Raw genomic sequence first — 20,053 nt, forward strand, 5'->3', positions numbered from 1 at the left:
GCAATTAGAAAATTTAATAATTTAAGCGATTTTAAAAATAAAAATTAGATTCCGGTGAGGTGCGGTTAACGTTGCAAACTCGCGGGTTGTCTGCTATTCTTTTCAGTATTGATAAATTTAGGAGCGATTTAATGTGAAAGTAATTAAATTTGGTGGCAGTTCATTAGCCAGCAGTACCCAACTGCAAAAAGTCCTGTCGATCGTCGAAGCTGATGACCAGCGCAGATATGTGATTGTCTCGGCACCCGGTAAACGTTTCGATGGCGATACCAAAGTCACTGATTTGCTTATCCAGTATGCTCGCCAGACGATTCACCGTCAAGATGCGACGGCAACCGTTCAGGCCATTATTGACCGCTACGCAGAAATCGGACACGGATTTAACGTCCCTGAAGACCAGTTGACGCCCATTTTTGATACTATCCGCAACTTACCAAACCAAACCTACGCGGATAACACGTATTTAATGGCCACGTTTAAAGCCCACGGGGAACGCCTTAACGCACAACTCGTTGCGGCCGTTTTCAAACAGTCCGGCTTAAACGCGCGTTACTTAGATCCTAAAGATGCGGGGATGGTGGTTACCGACGTTCCCGACGATGCCCAAATCATTGATAGTAGTTATACCCAATTAGCGCAATGGGCAGACAGCAAACAGATCCTCGTGATTCCAGGCTTCTTCGCTTATAATCGCAACGGACAGATCTGTACGTTCTCACGCGGTGGCTCAGATATCACCGGGGCCATTATCGCTCGCGGTGTCCACGCTGACCTCTACGAAAACTTTACCGACGTTGACGCCATCTACTCAGTGAACCCGTCATTAGTTGACCAACCGGCCGCCATTTCCGAAATGACGTTCCGCGAAATGCGTGAATTATCCTACGCTGGCTTCTCCGTCTTCCACGATGAAGCGTTAATTCCTGCGATTCAAGGAAACATCACGGTGAACGTTAAAAACACGAACCATCCAACGGCACCCGGAACGCTGATCAAGTCGACGCGCGAACCAAGCTCGCACTACCCCGTGACTGGGATTGCCAGTTCATCCAGCTTCTGTTCACTTTATTTACGGAAGTACTTGTTGAACAAGGAAGTCGGGTTAGGCCGCAAGATCTTAACCATCTTAGAAACGCATCACATCAGTTATGAGCACATGCCTTCTGGGATCGATGACTTAACGATTATCTTCGATGAGCATCAACTGACCCCAGAACTTGAAAAAACATTGGTTGCTGAAATTTCAGCCGCCATTAATCCCGATGAAATCTACTTTACACACGACTATTCAATCCTAATGTTAGTCGGTGAAAGCATGCGTAACCGGGTCGGGATCATGTCCCGGGCCGCGACCGCACTGGCCGACCACAACATCAAGCTAATCATGGTCAACCAAGGCGCTAGTGAGATCTCCATCATGTTTGGGATTCACGACCGCGATGCCGATCAAGCCGTCATCGCCTTGTACGATGAATTCTTTAAAAAATAAATGATTTAAATCCAGTTAAAAAAATGAACTTCAAGAAACAAATGATTTCTTGAAGTTCATTTTTTTGTTTAAGTCTAAAGGCTGGAAAGTCATAGAAACTGATACCAATGTTAATACTAACAAAATCGATAAACTTGTCGCTTCCGGCCGCCCATGATTTCATCTGCTGCGGCGACCGGACTAAGCCTGAAAAGCGGTCTTAGTCCTCGCTTGCAAGCCGCAAAACCACGTCTCGCAAGACGTCGGTGGCGTAAACCGGAAGTACACCGGTCAACGCCACTTTCGCGGCAGATTCATCATGGTCAACCTCCAGCTAAAGCGATCATTCTCTCAAAATTGATTTAGCTTGCTTTTAACCAGTCCTAGCGCAGCCGGCAGAACCAGCGGGCCGTGTCGGCACTGTTAGCTGGCGTTGTTTGCCAGGTTACAGTGCGGGGCGACTTGAAAGACTCGTTCTTTGAGGCTTTCAAGCGAGGCGGAAGACCGTTCTTTGTCTGCAGCCGACCCCATGGCCCACTGATTCTGCCGGCGAAGCGATGAAAAATCCTATTTTTGATATGACAACATCGGAATAAGTTAATTATCAGTAACTAATTGTATGACACAAAACTACTGACCTAGTTTTCAACCTTCTGATTACCAAACCACTTACGGTTAATTTTATCCAACGTTCCGTTAGCTTTTAACGTCTTCAGGCCATCGTTGATTTTGCGTTTCATGGTCTTATCACCCTTACGCATCCCAACCGCGAAGTCTTCCGTTTGGAAAGTCCCCGGCGTCTCGTTGTAGTCGGCTGAATTAGCTTCGTGCTTGATGTAGTAGTTGGCATAAACGCTATCGATTAACAACCCTTGAATCCGCCCCGCGTTCAAATCTAAAAACGCGTTGGTAAACGTATCGTATTGGATCGGCGTCTTCTTCGCAATCTTATCCTTCAACACTTTAGGATTATTTTCGAGCGACTCGTAACCAGAAGAACCTGATTGCGCGCCTAACGTCTTACCCGTCATATCATTGAAAGAATTGATCTTATTCTTCTTTAACGAAACCAGAATCTGCTTATTCTTCAAGTACGTATTGCTAAAGGCAACGACCTTTTCACGTTGCGGGTTCTTGGTATACCCGTTCCAGATTAGGTCGATCGTCCCATTACGCAATTCCGTTGCATTCATTGACCAATCAATCGTTTGAAAGCTGATTTTAATGCCGTATAGCTTGAAGACTGCCCGGGCAAGGTCAATATCATAACCTTCAAGTTTCCCGGATTTTTCACGGAAGCCCATCGGAACAAAGCTGTCGTCTAAGCCAACGACAACCGTGCCGCGCTTCTTAATTTTTGACCAGGTATCCTGCGTGTCAGCCCGCTTCGTGACGCTTTCGCCACAACCACTGAGTGTGCCGGCCACCCCAATTAACATCACTAAAAGTAAACTAAGTGAAATAAGTCGTTTCTTTAATTTCAATCGCCGCACCCCCTACGCTTTGTTTGGTTCAACGTGGAACATTTCATCCGCAATGTTTTCTGCAAACGTCAAATCATGAGTCACGACGATTTGCGTCATACCATCTGCCTTTAAGCCCATAATCAACTTTTCAACTTCTTGACGAAGGTTCGGGTCTAATGCGGACGTCGGTTCGTCGTAGCATAAGACGTTTGGTTTCATGGCAAGGGCCCGTGCAATTGCGACCCGTTGCTTTTGCCCACCCGATAGTTCGTATGGGTATTGGTCAGCGTGATCGGCCAAGTTCAACCGGGTTAGTAAGGCCATGGCCTGCTTTTGAGCTTCGTCCGCGGACTGCTTTAAAACCATGGTTGGCGCTAACGTAATGTTTTGCATCACCGTCAAATTAGGGAATAATTCAAAGTTCTGGAAAACGACCCCGATGACACTCTCATTGGTCCGGTTCGTGTACGGATCAAAGGGCTGTCCGTCAATGAAGAATTCGCCCGCGTTGACCTTTTCCAAACCGGTAATACAACGTAATAACGTCGTCTTACCAGCCCCGGAAGGTCCAACGATACTCAGAACTTCGCCATCTTTAACTTTTAAATTCAGCTGATCAATAATCGTCTTGTTTCCAAAACGCTTGGTAATATTTTTAAGTTCTAACATATTGCGACCTCCCTATTTCCAGTAACTGTAGTGTTTTTCGATTCGGCCAAGCACAAACGTGGTCACGGCCGTTAGTAGCAAGTAGATAACCCCAACTAAGACCAGTGGGACTAACGTGACGTCACGCGCTGTCGCGACGTTTCCGGCACGAAGCAGGTCGCCCAACCCAATCACGTAAACCAACGAGGAATCTTTAACCAAGTTAATGACTTCGTTCCCAACTGAAGGTAACACAATCTTGATCACTTGCGGAATCACGATTTTACGAATCGTCTGACCGTAACTTAACCGTAAGACCCGGGCACTTTCGTACTGACCATTATCGATCGATTGCAGGCCGCCCCGGAAGATTTCGGCAAAGTAAGCAGCGTAGTTTAAGATAAACGCAAACAACGCGGCGTAGTAACGGGGAAAAACAATGCCAATTAATGGTAGTCCGTAGAAGACGAAGATTAATTGAAGTAATAATGGGGTCCCCCGCATCAACCAAACGTAGAAATGCAACAGCCACTGAAGCGGCTTAATGTTTGAAATCAATCCTAGACCAACGACCAGTCCTAACGGTAGTGATCCAATCAACGTCCAAATGAAAATCTTTAGCGTCATGCCGGCGCCTGATACTAATGATGGCAAAATCTCTAAAATATAGTGCATATGCTTTCCCTCCTAATTTTAAGCAACAAAAAAGTCCCCTCAAGATCCAATGATCTTAAGAGGACGTCTACGCGCGGTTCCACCTCACTTCGCAGCAACTTCACAGTCACTGCCTCAGGGAGTTTAGTGATAATAAAAAAATCGTCCTTAGGCCAACAGCCTAAGAGGACGATTTCATCGCGGTTCCACCTCATGTTCATCAGTGGCTCACACCACTGAACTCAACGAGTTTATCACTAAACTCCGCCGCTAACGAGGCCACCCGGGATAGCTTACTAACTTCAGCTACCCAACTCGCAGATGTGTTTCGTTTACGTTAAGGATCGTCTTTCCACCACCGACGACTCGCTGGACATCTCAACGTCAACTACTCTTCTGTTCTTTGTTTTTTAATGTTGCTCTCATAATAATCGAATTCATGACAGCCGTCAAGTCTTTTTTACTTGTTACGGTGAAAAATCCCCGTAATCCGTGACCACATGCCAGGCTTTTGCACCTCAATGTTCATCAACGGGACCGTCTCGCCTTCCAAACGACGGGCAATGTTTCGATACCCTTGTGACGCCGAATTCTTCGGATCTAAAACGATGGGTTCACCGTTGTTAGAAGTCCGAATAACCGCATCATCATCAAAAACAATCCCTAAAAGATCGATTGACAGATGGTGGGTAATTTCGTCGATATCCATCGTTTCGCCATCCTGCATCATCCGCCGGCGAATCCGGTTAATGACTAAGCGCGGCGCTTCTGCCAATGGGTATTGTTCCAAAAGCCCAACGACCCGGTCAGCATCGCGAATCGCTGAAATTTCTGGCGTTGACACAATAATCGCTGCGTCGGCACCCGCAATCGCGTTCATAAACCCTTGCTCAATTCCGGCTGGACAATCCAGTAAGACGTAGTCAAAGTCGGGCTTCAATTCATCAACGATTGAACGCACTTGATCAGGATTCAACGCGTCTTTATCCGCATTTTGTGCTGCTGGTAATAGGAATAATAAATCATCGAACCGTTTATCCTTAACTAGGGCTTGCCGCAATTGCGCCCGGCCACCAGCAACATCAACGATATCGTAGAGAATCCGATTATCCAATCCTAAGATGACATCTAAGTTACGCAAACCAATATCTAAGTCTACGAGACAAACCTTTTTGCCCATTAAGGCTAAGGCCGTCCCCAAATTGGCCGTGGTCGTTGTTTTACCAACACCACCCTTGCCAGAAGTAATGACAATAGCTTTTCCCATCAAATATGTCCTCCATTCCGAGTAAATAACTTCGGTCGTACCCGTTTCAATTGATCTAACGGCTGGTAATCTAAAGCCTGAATGTCATTAATATAAACAACGTTCGTACCGGCGACGATTTTATCGGGATCCACGAGTTCTAACAATTCGCCGACCCGTACACGGGGAACCGTGGTCAACGCACTAACAATAACGGCATCATTATGATCAGGATAACCAGCTTCCATAATTCCAGAAACTTCCCCCATCACAAAGATACTACCAGTTGCGCGCAAAACGCCACCTTCGTGAATTTTACCGAAGAATAACACGTCTCCGGTAATCGAAACCACCTGACCATTACGAATAATCTGATTGACTAAGTGAACCGTGTTGCGTTCAACCATCGCCAGCGCATCGGACGTTAAAATCACGTCAGCCGTCAGCTTATGAATGCTGAACAATGGGTAACGCTGTACCAATTGGGTGACCTGCTGATTTTGCTCAGCAGTCAACAGTCGGCCTTCCGTACCCATATCAAACGAAATCCGCTCATCAGTCGTGTTATCCACCTGTAACCGGTCAAGCAAAGTTTTGAGATCAATCATGATGGTATCAAAACTGGCTGCTTGTCGAAAAATCAACTCGTAACCGTCATTACTAGCTTTTAAAACCACACTTTGCTGCATGTTAGAATTCCTTTCTGCCGACTAATTTACGCTAAGGTACAACCGGCGCATCGGGTAATACGCAATGACAAAAATGGCCAGGTTGACCGCAATTGTCGGTCCTAAAGTGAAGACCGCAAAGTCAGCTAAATTACTATTGATCACGTGACCCATGCTATACCAAATGTACGCGAAGGCCTCAACAATTGTCAAATTAATAATGTAAACCATTAGAAGTGTCAGAAAGTTCAGATCCAACCATGGTTTAATTTGCCGACAGAGGTAAACCACTAATGGTAATGCAATCATGTAGACGCCAATGATACCGGTATAGTACCAGTCAAAGACTAATCCCACAAACGTCGACCAAATTCCAATGGCTAAGTCGTCACGATCGTCCAAAAAGATCGCAAAAATCAACCACAATAAGACGAGGTGTAAAACGCTCGTGTAGGGATACGAAAATAAGTGACCCGCAAATACATTGGACAGCGAGCCATCCAAGAACAGGGCAATAAATAACCCAATTGGAAAAATGATTTTTAAACGTGAGTATCGCAACGTCGTGCCTCCCTTACTGTTCGGCAACCGTCACGACGGTTAAATCGCTCAAGTCAGCCGCAGGTGTAATTTCAACTTCAGAAGCCAAGCCGTAATCGTCCTGCTTAACACTTGCGACGGTCCCAACATACAAGCCCTTAGGTGTCGTTCCGCCTAACCCAGAAGTGACCACTTTGTCGCCCTTCTTGATTTTAACGTTCGACGTCACAGAACCCATTTCAAGCAAATCGTTGCTCTTGTCATAGCCTGAAATAATCCCGTTAACTGACTTGCCAGATTTATTAGTAATCTGAACAGCAAATTTATTAGCCGTTGAACTCGTATTAGAAACTAGTTCAACCTTGGCATTCGTCTGGTTAACTTCAGCAACCCGACCAATCAAGCCAGACTGCGACATGACGGGCATGTTCTTTTTGATCCCAGCAGTGGCCCCTTTTGAAATGACCAACTGATTCATCCAAGAAGAAGGTGTCCGGGTCAAAACGTTCGCCGTGACACTCGTATAGTCTGACAACGAATTATTTAACTTGAGTTCCTTACGCAGTTGCTTGTTTTCTGCACTAGTTGTTTGCGCATTAACTTTAGCTTGCGCAAGCTGATCCACTTGTTTCTTTAACTTTTGATTTTCTTGGTAAGTATTCAAGAGATCCGAAACCGAATTAGTCGCGCCTTGTAACCCGTTAACGGGTAACGCAACGACCCGGTCAACCGCCCCCGCCACGTCGTTCCCAAATTGTTGGATCAACGGTGGCGTAGACTTCCGATCACGAATGGCTACCGACACACTCATCAAACCGAAACTGATAATCAACACAATAATGGCGATAACCAGTTTACGGTTAGAGAAAAACTTTTGCATAATGAACCCCCGGTCGAAAATTCAAATATTTAACAATAAATAAGCGGGAAGATGTCTTCCCGCTCACCTGTTATCGCTTTTTCATAACATCGATGCTCTTAAGTGATTCGCCTGTCCCAACGGCCACACAATCAAGGGGTTCGTTAGCGATGAAAACTGGAACTTTAGTTTCATCCGCAATCACTTCGGAAAGATTCTTCAATAAGGCGCCACCACCGGTTAAAACAATCCCGTGGTCAATGACGTCAGAGGCAATTTCTGGCGAAGTTTCTTCAAGCGTTTCCTTAATTGCTGAAATGATTTCTGAGACAATTTCTTGAATCGCTTCAGCGACATCAACCGCTGAAATTTCAACTGTTTTTGGCAATCCTGATAAGAGGTCACGGCCCCGAATCGTTGAACCTTCAATATCTTCAGCTGCTTCAAGTGAAGCAGAACCAACATCGATCTTCAACTGTTCAGCAGTCCGTTCCCCAATCAAGAGATTGAATTTTTGACGAACGTGATAAATGATCGAATCATCGATCTTGTCACCAGCCATCCGAATCGAACGACTTGAGACGATCCCACCTAAGGAGATGGTCGCAACATCCGTCGTCCCACCACCAATGTCTACAACCATGCTACCGGTTGGATCCATAACTGGTAAACCGGCACCAATTGCTGCAGCAAATGGTTCTTCAATAACGTAAGCGTCACGTGCACCCGCAACCCGCGTTGCATCGATCACGGCCCGCTTTTCAACTTCAGTTACACCGCTTGGCACACAAACCATGACGTATGGCTTACCGTTTGAACGGCCCAAAGTCTTTTGAATAAAGTACTTCATCATAGCAACAGTGGTGTCGTAATCGGCAATAACCCCATCCTTCATTGGCCGAATCGCCACAATACTTGCTGGTGTACGTCCAATCATATCCCGAGCCTCTGACCCAACGGATACGATTTCACCAGTCTTCGTGTTCTTCGCAACCACGGATGGTTCTCGTAATACGATGCCCTTGCCGTCAACGTAAACTATCGTGTTGGCTGTACCGAGATCGATCCCGATATTCTTTGTCCCAAATCCGAACACTACATTCATCCCTTCATTAATTACAAATTTAATTTTTTATTAGTCATAATAGTAAGTATTATAGCATAATCACACGGCATTAAAAATCCTGCCTGAATCATAGCATACCGTAATTTGTTAAAAAATACAGTCCCACTATTTAACTTAGATAAAATTTAACAAAAAACGTGGTCAAGCCGGATAAACATCCGCCCTAACCCCGTTATTTTACCACATTCTAATGAGAATCCGTATTACAATTTACCAACCCTTGTTCCGCAAAGCTAAAGTAATCGTTTACACCGATAACAAAACTATCTAACAAAGGTAATCCCATGATTTCACCGGCCAATTGGAGCCGTTTTGTAAACTCAACGTCCTTTTTACTAGGGTTCACATCACCGCTTGGATGATTATGCGCAATCACGATTCTTGCGGTGGCTACGGTCAAAGCCGTCTGCATAATTTCACGCGGATGGGCCGGACAACTATTGAGCGTCCCTTGAAAAATGACCTGCCGTTTAACAATTTGATTTTTCGTATCTAAACACAATAATAATAATCTTTCCTGCTCCCAATTAGCGAAGTCATGGGCCAACTGCGCCCCCATTTGTTGGCTACCATATACTTGGCCCAAGACTACCTGATGCGGATGCGGTAGTAACTGCCCACACCGTAATGCGATTAGCAGGCCGTTCCATAAGGGATCCTGTGACGATTGATTGAGCCACGTCACGGCGCTCCCCGGTGGAAACGTTTGTTCAAACGCTTGGGTCGCCTTGTCCACCGTGTTTGCCGCCAAAAAAGTCGCAAAATATTGCTCAATTAGCTCATGAATCTGCGTCAGCGGCAAATTCTGCTCACCTAGACTCGTCATTCAACCACCCCTTCACTTAGTAGTTACGCCAAGTCTGGGACATCTCATTTACAGATCTCTTAAAATTCAGGGCACCTAAACACAAAAATCCTTGTGACTACCGCGGCGTACACGCTAGTCACAAGGATAATTTGATTTCATTGAAATTTCAGTCAAATAGTAAAAAACTAAGCGTCACTGTACCAGTATTAATACTGATGAAAATCAATCACCTACTATTTAGTCCGGATGGCACTGATAACATGCGGTCGTGGGACCGGGTTAAGCCTGAAAAGCGGTCTTAACCCTCGCCCGGAACAGTTGCAAAAACCGCAACTGTCCCGGACCGTCCGTGGTGTACGGGCCGGAAATCCCACCGTCCCAACACCACCTTCACGACCGATGCTATCAGTGCCATCCTCCGAGTATTCCATAAATTGGGATCACACACCACGTTTAGCGAAGGCGGGTAGAATCGGTGTGCTGTGTCGGCAACAAGAGCCGGCGCCACTTGCCGACTCTTGTTGCGGGGCAATTCAAAGACGTGATTTATCGGCTTTGAATTGAGGACTCAGACCGCTCCTCGGCTGAGTCCGTCCCCCATAGCACACCGGTTCTACCCGACGAAGCGACTAATTTAAAAACTAGTCTCCGCTCTGTTTAAAGTACGCCCGGACATCGGAAATAAAATACAATGAACCGGTCAGTAGTAAGACATCCTCACTCGACATTTCTTGAGTTGCCTGCAATAACGCTGCTTGCCAATTATCAAACACCTCTGCAGACCGACCATCTGGGAGCTCTGATTCGAGTTCACTCGGCGTCGTTGCGTGCCGTTTCGGGTTCGGCCCTGCGAACTGCGTTAATAGTAGGTGCACGTTGTTTAATTTTCCCAAAGTCTGAATCATTTGAGCGTGCTGTTTATCAGCGAGTACCGCAAAGATCACGTACACGTTTTGCCGGCCAAACCGCTCTTTGATCGTCGCGGCTAGTTCCGTCACCGCTGGTTCATTATGCGCACCGTCAATCATAATTAGGGGCATATCGTTCAAACGTTCAAAGCGGCCCGGCCACTGAACGTGTGCCAACGCCGTTTTAACATCCCGCACTTGTACTGGGACGTTCGTCTGGCGATGATAGTCTAAATAAGCCGCCAGTGCCACCGCGGCGTTATCAACTTGATAATCGCCTAAGAGTGGCGTCGTCAAATCTTTAAAATACTGACCACCGCCAGTAAAATTGAACCGTTCTTGCCAGCCCCGCGGTGTTAATAACGTCGTCGTAAAGTCAGTTCCTAACGTCTGCAACGGTGCATCGTGGTCAGCTGCCGTTTGGACCATTACTGTCTGCGCTTCTTCAGGCAATTTTCCAACGATGACCGGAACGTTGGTCTTAATAATGCCAGCCTTTTGACCGGCAATTGCGGTCAACGTATCACCTAGAATCTGCATGTGGTCGTAACCAATGGTCGTGATGACACTGACCCGTGGCGTCCAGACATTCGTGGAATCGTACAACCCACCCAAGCCGACTTCGACAATCGCTAAGTCAATTGGCTGTTCCGCAAAATACAAAAACATCATGGCCGTGATAATTTCAAACTCGGTGGGACCACCCTCGGGTAACTCAGCATCTAGCTTCGCCACAACCGGTTGGATTCGCTGAACAAGGTCCAACAAATCTGCGTCACTAATCGGTTGCCCGTCGACGCTGATACGTTCGTTAAAGCGCACAATGAATGGTGACGTAAACGTCCCCACCGTCAACCCGTCAGCCATAAACAGGTCCCGTAAGTTTGCCACCGTCGAGCCCTTACCATTCGTACCCGCAACGTGGATGCCTTGAACCCGCTCTTGCGGATCACCCAGTTCACTTAAAAACCGGCGCATCCGTTTCAACGTGGGGATTTTTTTGAATTTGGTCCGGCCATGAATGAAGGCGAGCGCCTCTTCATAATTAGTAATCAACTTTTGTCCTCCTTACGCCTAGTCGTTATAAAGGGCTAGTATTATCATTCAAAAAAGGTACTTCAGAAAATCAAAAATTTCTGAAGCACCTTTTAAATCAGCTTAATTAAGCTTGTGCCTTAATGTCAGCTAGTCGCTGCTTAGTTGCAGCCAACTTATTTTCATTATCGGCTAATTTTTCTTTTTCGCTGTTAACAACGTCTTCCGGCGCGTTAGCTACGAATCGTTCGTTACCAAGCTTCTTAGTTGCCCGGGTAACTTCACTTTCGAATTTAGCTTGTTCTTTTTCCAACTTCTGAATTTCTTCGTTTAAGTCAACCAGTTCAGCTAATGGAATGTAAATTTCTGCATCACTGATCACTTGCGTCATTGATAACTTCGGCGCAACGACATCGGCCCCAATGGATAAGGTCTTTGGATGTGCAAAGCGTTGAATGTAGTCTTCGTTAGTCTTGAAGACCGTCTGCAAGCGTTGGTTGTCCGTCTTGATCAACAGATCAACGGCTGAAGACATCTTAGCATTGGCTTCGGCACGAATACTCCGTACCGCCGTGATCAATTCGATCAAGGACGCCATGTCATCTTCAGCGGACGCGTCATCAAACTCAGGATGGTCAACTGGGTAAGCCGCAACCACTAAGGATTTGCCAACGTGTGGCATTGATAACCAGATTTTTTCCGTCACGAATGGCATGATTGGGTGTAATAACCGTAAGATTTGGTCCAAGACATAGGCTAACACGTTTTGCGTGTTTTCCTTAGCATGGGCGTCGTCACCGGTCAAGACTTCCTTACTCATTTCAATGTACCAGTCACAGAAGTCGTTCCAGATAAAGTTATAGAGTGCCCGGCCAGCTTCACCAAAGTCAAACTTATCAAAGGTGGTCGTCACTTGTTTAACCGTTTCATTTAAGCGACTAAGAATCCATTTATCAGCCAACGTCCATTCGGATTTTGCTGGTAAGGTTGGTTCGGTCATGTCACCTAAGTTCATGATGACGTAACGACTAGCGTTCCAAATCTTGTTGATAAAGTTCCAAGCTGCGTCCATCTTCGTGTAACTGAAACGAACGTCTTGACCAGCCGTTGAACCGTTTGACAAGAACCACCGCAACGCGTCAGCCCCGTACTTCTTAATCACGTCCATTGGATCGATCCCGTTACCAAGTGATTTACTCATCTTGACACCGTGTTCGTCACGAATCAGGCCGTGTAATAAGACGTTCTTAAATGGTCGCCGTCCAGTAAATTCTAGGCTTTGGAAAATCATCCGTGAAACCCAGAACGGTAAAATATCGTAACCCGTAACTAACGTGTTAGTTGGGAAATACCGTTTGAAATCAGCGGCATTTTCATCAGGCCAACCCATCGTTGAAAATGGCCATAAAGCACTTGAGAACCAGGTATCCAAAACATCGGGGTCTTGTTCCCAGTTTTCAGGGTCCTTCGGCGCATCAACACCAACGTAGGTTTCGCCGGTCGTCTTGTTATACCAAGCTGGAATCCGGTGTCCCCACCAAAGTTGCCGTGAAATAACCCAATCATGGATGTTTTCCATCCATTGCTTGAAGGCATCTTCGAACCGCTTAGGCACAAAGTTAACGGCGTCATCGCCTTCTTGATTCTTCAAAGCTTGTTCAGCTAGCGGCTTCATTTTAACGAACCACTGGGTTGATAGCCGGGCTTCGACTTGAACATCGGTCCGTTCAGAATGCCCAACACTGTGGACGATTGGGTCAATCTTAATCATTAAACCTTGGTCTTGTAAATCTTTAACCATGGCTTTCCGAGCTTCAAAGCGATCCATACCTTCATACTTACCAGCGTTGGCATTCATGGAGGCATCGTCGTTCATCGTGTTGATTCGCTTCAAGTTATGACGGTTACCAACTTGGAAGTCATTAGGGTCGTGGGCTGGCGTAATTTTAACCATCCCAGTCCCAAATTCAGGGTCAACGTATTGGTCCGCGATAATCGGAATCTCACGGTCAGCCAACGGTAAGATCACCTTTTGGCCCACTAATTCTTTATAACGTTCGTCACTTGGGTTAACGGCAACGGCAGTATCACCCATCATCGTTTCTGGACGCGTCGTTGCAATTTCGATGTAATTTTTACCATTAAAGGTGTAGTTCTTATCAGCAAATGGGTACTTCACATGGTAGAACGCACCCTTGTCATCCTTATGAATCACTTCAATATCAGACAACGCGGTCCGGGCTTGAGGATCCCAGTTAATAATGTATTCGCCACGATAAATGAGGCCCTTGTTATATAGGTCAACAAACACCTTTTTAACGGCATCGGATAACCCTTCATCCATCGTAAAGCGTTCACGGGAGTAGTCTAATGACAAGCCCATCTTGGCCCATTGTTGCTTAATAATGGACGCGTACTCGTCTTTCCAATCCCAAACTTGTTTAATGAATTTCTCGCGTCCCAAGTCGTAACGGCTAATGCCTTGTTCACGTAACTTGGCTTCAACCTTAGCCTGCGTTGCAATTCCGGCATGGTCCATCCCTGGTAACCAGAGCGTATCAAACCCTTGCATCCGCTTCTGGCGAATAATAATATCTTGTAACGTGGTGTCCCAAGCGTGACCCAAGTGTAACTTACCCGTAACGTTAGGCGGTGGAATCACGATGGAATACGGTTTAGCTTTTTTGTCGCCCGAAGGCTTAAATAAATCTTCGTCTAACCAAGTTTGGTACCGACCCTTTTCAACAGCGGTCGGATCATATTTGGTTGGCATATCAGTCGTTGGTTCTTCTGACATATGGGGCACATCCTTTCCCTTGGCACTAAAAAAATCCATTCATCCTATAGACTAGGACGAATGGATTTCGCGGTACCACCTAATTTTAAAGCACGGTTAAAACCGGCTTTACAACTTAAACATAATTGTTAACGAACGGTGTATCCCGTCCGGCTACCCCTACTACTTTCAGGGCAACAGCTCGCAAGCTACCTTCACTTAAAACTGCCGAAAACTTCCAGTCCCGTTTTCTTCCTGTAGACAGTGGTCTAAGCTACTCTCTTGCTCATTGCTGGATGACACTATTGTAATGAATTTATGCAAGTACGTCAATCCTTATTCGAATTGTTTCAAGGCATCTAACGCGGCCACGTAATTTGGTTCATGGCTCACATCCGGCACAATTTCATGATAGACAATCTTACCGGCTGCATCGGCTACGTAAATGGCACGCGTTAACGTCCCGTTATTTGGCAAGTACAAGTTCGTTGCGTAACCAAAGGACAATTCTTCATCGGAAACAACCGTCAAATTTTTGACACCTTCCTTAGCACACCAGCCGGCTTGATCTGCAATTGAATTGTTAGAAACGGCCAAAAACTGAACGTGTGGATACTGATCCGCCTGTTGGTTAAACTTGCGGGTTTGAATCGAGCAGACCCGGGTGTCAATATCGGGCATTACACTGATCAGAACGGGCTTACCTAGTAAGTCCTTGGTCTTTAGTTTTTCATCATGCGTTGTAAAAACTTTGAACTTGGGTAACACGTCGCCATCTTTAAGCGGTTCCCCAACTAAATCTAACTTTTGATCATGAAATAATACTTGCACAGCAAACACCCCTTCGAAATCTTAATGTCGCAAACAAACTATTCAAACTAGTATGCTTTAAACTTACCGCAAACTAACCTAACTCGCAAATGTTAGCCTTAAAGTTTTTCGGGTTTCGTGGGTAAATAACTGAATACTAGTCTTTTTCAATCCACTAAAGGTTGAAAGTAATAAAACTAGGTCACTTGTTGCCATCGCACTGCTTATCGTTAAAAACTCAATATTTTTCGGCGCTTCGCCGGCAGAATTATTTTAAACAAACCGGTCAAGTTTGATATATAGCTGGAGGGCGCCACGACAGATGAAATCACGAGCAACCGGAAGCAGGAAGCTTAATAATTTTATTAGTACCTTGCCCCACCAGACTGTAATGTAAGACTAATCAAAAAATACTATTGATTCCATCAACGATAATAGAATGAGTTATTGAATCAAGTTCATTTTAGCGAAAGCGGATCATATAGATACTTCAGCTTTTAGTGTCTTATTAAAGAACAACTATAAAAAGGATTCGGAAATTTTAAAATAATTTCCGAATCCTTTTTTGCCTCACTCTTTTAGAGTAATTCTGCAAACACGTCTTCTTGCGCGTTCATGTAGTTTTCGCCCGGTTTGATTTCACTGATGACAATGCCATCCAGTGCACGTTGCATCAAGCCTTCAACGTCGATCCGTTCTTCGTAAGACCGTGACCGGTCTAACTTTGGATGGGTCTTCGGTGCTGGCGGTGCAAAAATCGTACAACAGTCTTCAAATGGCATGATTGACAAGTTATACGTGTCGATTTCTTCAGCAACCTTAATGATTTCGGTCTTATCCATTGAAATCACGGGCCGTAAAACTGGTAACGTCGTCACGTCGTTAATGGCAATCATACTGTCCATCGTTTGTGACGCAACTTGACCTAAAGACTCACCGTTAAAAATGGCCTTACCGTTCCGCTTACGCGTAATGGCGTCCATTAAGCGCATCATTAATCGACGTTGAACCGTCATCAAATAGCCTTCTGGGACCTTTTCCTTAATTTCTTCTTGGATTTCAGTGAATGGAATTTGAATAAACTTAACGCTCCCAGAGTAACTGGCCAACGTTGAGGCTAACTGCTTCGCTTTCGCTAACGCTTGTTCACTCGTGTATGGCGGACTAAAGAAATGAACCATTTCCATATTAACGCCACGCTTCATACCAAGGTACCCGGCAACTGGTGAGTCAATCCCACCAGATAGCATTAGCATCCCTTTACCAGCGGTCCCAACGGGTAACCCACCGGCACCTTGAATCGTTTCTGATGACAAGAAGATCCCGTTCAAACGAACTTCTACTCGTAAAACGATGTCTGGTTGCTTCATTTTAACTTGAATACCGTCAACGTGGTCTAAAATTTGACCACCCAACATGTCATTAATTTCATTCGTATCGTATTCAAACTGATGATCCGAACGCCGAGTATTGATCTTAAACGTCATCCCAGGTTGGTATTGTGCTTTTACCATTTCAATGGCCGTCTTATAAACGGCGTCCATATCTTGGTCAACACGAATACTTGGTGAAAAGTTTTGAATACCAAATACCAGCTTTAAGCGTGCCATGACCTTGGTCGAATCTTCACCATTTAACATGATGTGCATTCGGTCGCGGTTGGCGTGCACCTTTAGCTCGGGAAAATCGTGCAAAGCTTTGCGGACGTTACGACCTAAACTGTCAATGAAGTTCCGCCGGTTTTTACCTTTGGTCGACAGTTCCCCGTAACGCACCATAATTTCAGTGTATTGCATGAAATGAGAGTCCTTCTTTCCTTTGAGTCTAACAAGCTTAACCCTTGTTAGTGGCAACCATGATTAACACGATTTAGGCATCCGCATTAATTTTAGAAAACTTTTGATATAACTTATCGAAGACTTTGATAAACTCATCTGCTTCAGCCAACGTGTTGTTTTCGTCTAAACTAATTCGTACGGCACTTGTAGCGACATTTTCTTGAATATGCATCGCCATTAACGTGCTGGACGCCAAGTGCTTCTTAGATGAACAAGCACTCGTTGTTGAAATAAAGATATCCTGATCTTCAAACGCGTGCACGATGGTCTCACCACGAACCCCGTTAATGGTAAAACACAGGATATGGGGGGCAAAACCGTCCGTTGGCTGACTGAAGATGGTGACTTTAGGGAACGTCTTAATGTGGTCGTAGATCCGTTGCTTGATGGCACGTTCACGGGCCACTTTTCCATCTTCATCGGTCAATAATAACCGTAACGCTTTGGCCATTCCGGCAATGGCGGGCAAGTTTTCAGTTCCTGAACGCCAGTTACTTTCCTGACCACCACCGGTCATGAGCGGCGAGAGTTTACGGCCTTGACGCGCATAAATGAAGCCAACGCCCCGTGGTGCGTGAAATTTATGACCAGAGAACGTCACAAAGTCAACCCGGTCATTCATAATCATGTCCTGGATGCCCTTACCAATGCCTTGCACAGCATCAATGTGGAAGTGGATCTTGGGGTAAGCTTTCAAGACGTCCGCCACTTCTAACAAGGGTTGAATCGTCCCGATTTCGTTGTTCACAGCCATCGTCGAAACTAAAATCGTGTCCGGACGAATCGCAGCCTTTAAGTCCGCCGCGCTAATTCGGCCTTCCGCGTCAACGGGCAGGTAGGTAACGTCAAAGCCCAATTCTTCCAACTGTTCCATTGAATTATGAATCGCTGGGTGTTCAACCGCCGTGGTAATCAAGTGTTTCCCAAACGACCGCTTCTCCATCGCCGTCCCCTTAACGACCCAATTGTCGCCTTCAGTTCCACCGGACGTGAAGAAAATCTCATTCGGTTTGGCCCCAATCAACGTTGCAATCTGCTGCCGTGATTGTTCCAATAAATGGAATGCGTTTTCGCCAAACCGGTGCAAACTAGAAGGATTCCCCCAAATCTGTTGGGAAACCTTCGTATAAGTATCTAGTACGGCTGGTGCCGCCTGAGTCGTCGCACTATTATCAAAATAAATCATGTTTGAGCCTTCACTTTCTAATAAAGCAGTGCCACGCACTTACTTTCGATAAGAATTCTTTGCAATTATACCAAATAATCACGTTGAAACAAGTCCTTTTGTCCGTCGAGCTAGTCGTAACCACTAAAAAACGATTCGAATCAACGTGATTCGAATCGCCGTGATTGACCGCAACCTAACCTTCAGTTTCGGACCGGTCAGCCTGTTTTTGACCATAGTAACTATCTTCGATCCGTTTGTAAGCCCCCGGATCAACTTTATCGACCGCCGTCGCAATGATTTCCAAGCTCCGTGCGTAGTCGTATTCTTCATTGAATAAGCGTTGTGATTCTTCACTAGCCGCCTGTACTTCGTCATGATTGGTCTTATAACGGTTGGCGTACTGTAATAATTGTTCCGCCATCATGGCAGCGTCCATTAAGTCGCTCGTCTTTTCCTTTAAAGTTGCCATATCTGCTTGGATGACGATCAACTGTTTCGTAATGTCATCCATATTAATGACTAACTTATTGATGTCATGATCCAGCCGTTCGATTTCTTTTGAAACCACTTGGAAGTAGTCGAGGTAATCTTTCGGCAAACCAGGCAAATTGACATTTTCGACCTGCCGCTTAACCGCGTGAATCTCAAAGTCAAAGCGTTGTAAGGTTTCATGTGCCTTAGATTCTTCAGCCGTTAAATTAGCAACCCCATCATTGATGGCGACCTGTTCTTCTTCGATCCCTTTTAGCTGCTTATCTTGCTCTTCATAGTGCGCTGCAATTTGACTATAAACCGCCTGTTTGCTAGTTAGCGCCGTCATGTCGGCTTGATAAATCGATTCAATTCCCTTGAGTTGTTCGTTCAATTCACGGGTCCGTTCAACTTCGTGATTATTCAAGGTATAACTCTGTGCGAGTCGATCCAATTCAATTTGCAAGCGGTGGTTTTGATTCATCGCGTGCGTCAAGAACTTGCTGATTTCGCCCTGTTGCTTATCAACAACTTCCTTCGCATCAATTTCGACCTGCATCACATCGTATAAGTGATCAATGCGTTTCTCGATAGCATGGTTGCCGTTTTCAGCATCGGAAACTTTTAGGTCGCCCAGTAACGCGGTATTGTCATCAATCGCTTGTTTCAACGCGTTCAATTCAGGTTCAATCGTCGCCACTTCAAAATGAAAATGTTGATCAACCAGTTGGTGATAACCCGTTGCTAATTCAGCTAACTGATCAGGAAAACCACTCACTAAATCCTTGTAGATTGGTGGAATCCGGTCAATATCCATTTCCAAAGCACTCGTGTCATGACGTAACTGGTCTAACACCTTTTCCGCCGCCTCGTGGTCACCCGACTTAGCTAACTCGGAAAAGCGGTCGAAGTCGCTTTCCAGGTTGGATAAACGATCTTCCAACTTATCAATGCTCGGCCCAAACGAAAAGTTTTGTGACAATAACGTCTTACGTAAACCCTGGTACTTCTTTTCAAGGCTAGCAACGGCTTCTCGGTGCGCTTCATCAGCGTCATCAAGTGCCTGCAGTCCTTTGCGAATCTCGGAACCCTGCTTTTCAATGGCATCAAGCTGTTCGTTCACGGCTTTAACACCCTGCTTTGCCTCTAAAAACTTAACACTGCGTGCGAGTTCGGTGATTTTGGTCAACTGTTCGCTTACGGCGGGTAATTGGTCATCGACTACTTTTTGACCTTCACTTTGCAATGCTTCCAGCTTGGCTAACGAACCACCCGTCAAACCTAACTGCTCAATTTTTTCGAAATCCGTTGTCTGCGCTTGCTCGACCAACGCCCGTTGTCGAACGGTCAATTGTTGGACTTGTTTATCTATGTATACTTGGAAGCCCTTAACCGCAGCGTAGATCACAATCGCGACAACGACAATGCCGATTGCTACTTGCATATGAATACCCCTCACATAAATTTATTCCGTTTTAATTGCAGTTGCGCCTCACCCTGTTGAACCGTAACCTTGCTTTTTTCTGAAAATCCAATTAAAATCTACCTTAAATTATAACATAGT

General features: G+C 45.5%; 16 protein-coding genes and 2 other annotated features. Of the genes, 1 reads left to right on the top strand and 15 read right to left on the bottom strand.

The window, feature by feature from the left end; all coding sequences use genetic code 11:
* Window positions 1-133: 133 nt before the first annotated feature.
* Window positions 134-1,489, top strand: coding sequence for an aspartate kinase (locus IV64_RS12930; RefSeq protein ID WP_057707645.1), 1,356 nt, complete (start codon window positions 134-136; stop codon window positions 1,487-1,489).
* Between the two features lie 617 nt (window positions 1,490-2,106).
* Here the strand turns inward: IV64_RS12930 and IV64_RS12935 are convergent.
* The 15 genes from IV64_RS12935 to ezrA form a co-directional block, all read right to left on the bottom strand.
* Window positions 2,107-2,907 (bottom strand): amino acid ABC transporter substrate-binding protein, encoded by an 801-nt coding sequence (locus IV64_RS12935; RefSeq protein ID WP_057708050.1) that lies wholly within the window; start codon window positions 2,905-2,907, stop codon window positions 2,107-2,109.
* 57 nt (window positions 2,908-2,964) lie between these two features.
* The gene (locus IV64_RS12940) at window positions 2,965-3,603 is read right to left on the bottom strand and encodes an amino acid ABC transporter ATP-binding protein (RefSeq protein WP_057707647.1); all 639 of its coding nucleotides are present in this window, start codon (window positions 3,601-3,603) and stop codon (window positions 2,965-2,967) included.
* A gap of 12 nt (window positions 3,604-3,615) precedes the next feature.
* Window positions 3,616-4,257: an amino acid ABC transporter permease gene (locus tag IV64_RS12945; RefSeq protein ID WP_057707648.1), complete on the bottom strand. Its 642-nt coding sequence runs from the start codon at window positions 4,255-4,257 to the stop codon at window positions 3,616-3,618.
* Between the two features lie 161 nt (window positions 4,258-4,418).
* Window positions 4,419-4,649: a binding site (T-box leader), on the bottom strand.
* 47 nt (window positions 4,650-4,696) lie between these two features.
* On the bottom strand, window positions 4,697-5,503 hold the full coding sequence (minD, locus tag IV64_RS12955) for a septum site-determining protein MinD (protein WP_057707653.1): 807 nt from the start codon (window positions 5,501-5,503) through the stop codon (window positions 4,697-4,699).
* Complete coding sequence (locus tag IV64_RS12960; protein WP_057707655.1) at window positions 5,503-6,171, bottom strand: septum site-determining protein MinC; 669 nt, start codon at window positions 6,169-6,171, stop codon at window positions 5,503-5,505. The genes minD and IV64_RS12960 overlap by 1 nt, the downstream gene beginning before the upstream one ends.
* Window positions 6,172-6,192: 21 nt before the next feature.
* Window positions 6,193-6,711 (bottom strand): rod shape-determining protein MreD, encoded by a 519-nt coding sequence (gene mreD, locus IV64_RS12965; protein WP_057707656.1) that lies wholly within the window; start codon window positions 6,709-6,711, stop codon window positions 6,193-6,195.
* A gap of 13 nt (window positions 6,712-6,724) precedes the next feature.
* Entirely contained in the window at window positions 6,725-7,570 is an 846-nt protein-coding gene (mreC, locus tag IV64_RS12970) for a rod shape-determining protein MreC (RefSeq protein WP_057707658.1), read from the bottom strand.
* Between the two features lie 70 nt (window positions 7,571-7,640).
* Window positions 7,641-8,645 (bottom strand): rod shape-determining protein, encoded by a 1,005-nt coding sequence (locus tag IV64_RS12975; RefSeq protein ID WP_057707660.1) that lies wholly within the window; start codon window positions 8,643-8,645, stop codon window positions 7,641-7,643.
* 217 nt (window positions 8,646-8,862) lie between these two features.
* Window positions 8,863-9,501: a JAB domain-containing protein gene (locus IV64_RS12980; protein ID WP_057707661.1), complete on the bottom strand. Its 639-nt coding sequence runs from the start codon at window positions 9,499-9,501 to the stop codon at window positions 8,863-8,865.
* A 623-nt stretch (window positions 9,502-10,124) separates the two neighbouring features.
* Complete coding sequence (locus tag IV64_RS12985) at window positions 10,125-11,447, bottom strand: bifunctional folylpolyglutamate synthase/dihydrofolate synthase (RefSeq protein ID WP_057707663.1); 1,323 nt, start codon at window positions 11,445-11,447, stop codon at window positions 10,125-10,127.
* Window positions 11,448-11,553: 106 nt separating this feature from the next.
* Window positions 11,554-14,223, bottom strand: a complete 2,670-nt coding sequence (locus IV64_RS12990) for a valine--tRNA ligase (protein ID WP_057707665.1) — start codon at window positions 14,221-14,223, stop codon at window positions 11,554-11,556.
* 49 nt (window positions 14,224-14,272) lie between these two features.
* Window positions 14,273-14,501 (bottom strand) — a binding site (T-box leader).
* Window positions 14,502-14,538: 37 nt separating this feature from the next.
* Window positions 14,539-15,033: a peroxiredoxin gene (locus IV64_RS12995; protein WP_057707667.1), complete on the bottom strand. Its 495-nt coding sequence runs from the start codon at window positions 15,031-15,033 to the stop codon at window positions 14,539-14,541.
* A gap of 557 nt (window positions 15,034-15,590) precedes the next feature.
* Window positions 15,591-16,808, bottom strand: coding sequence for a tRNA uracil 4-sulfurtransferase ThiI (gene thiI, locus IV64_RS13000; RefSeq protein WP_057707669.1), 1,218 nt, complete (start codon window positions 16,806-16,808; stop codon window positions 15,591-15,593).
* A gap of 73 nt (window positions 16,809-16,881) precedes the next feature.
* A complete protein-coding gene (locus IV64_RS13005) occupies window positions 16,882-18,036 on the bottom strand; it encodes a cysteine desulfurase family protein (protein WP_057707671.1) in 1,155 nt (384 codons plus the stop codon).
* A 175-nt stretch (window positions 18,037-18,211) separates the two neighbouring features.
* Window positions 18,212-19,933: a septation ring formation regulator EzrA gene (gene ezrA, locus IV64_RS13010; protein WP_057707673.1), complete on the bottom strand. Its 1,722-nt coding sequence runs from the start codon at window positions 19,931-19,933 to the stop codon at window positions 18,212-18,214.
* Window positions 19,934-20,053 lie beyond the last annotated feature (120 nt).

Origin of the sequence: Lactiplantibacillus xiangfangensis (assembly GCF_001438845.1) — a bacterium.
In the GTDB taxonomy this organism is placed as follows: Bacteria; Bacillota; Bacilli; order Lactobacillales; family Lactobacillaceae; genus Lactiplantibacillus; species Lactiplantibacillus xiangfangensis.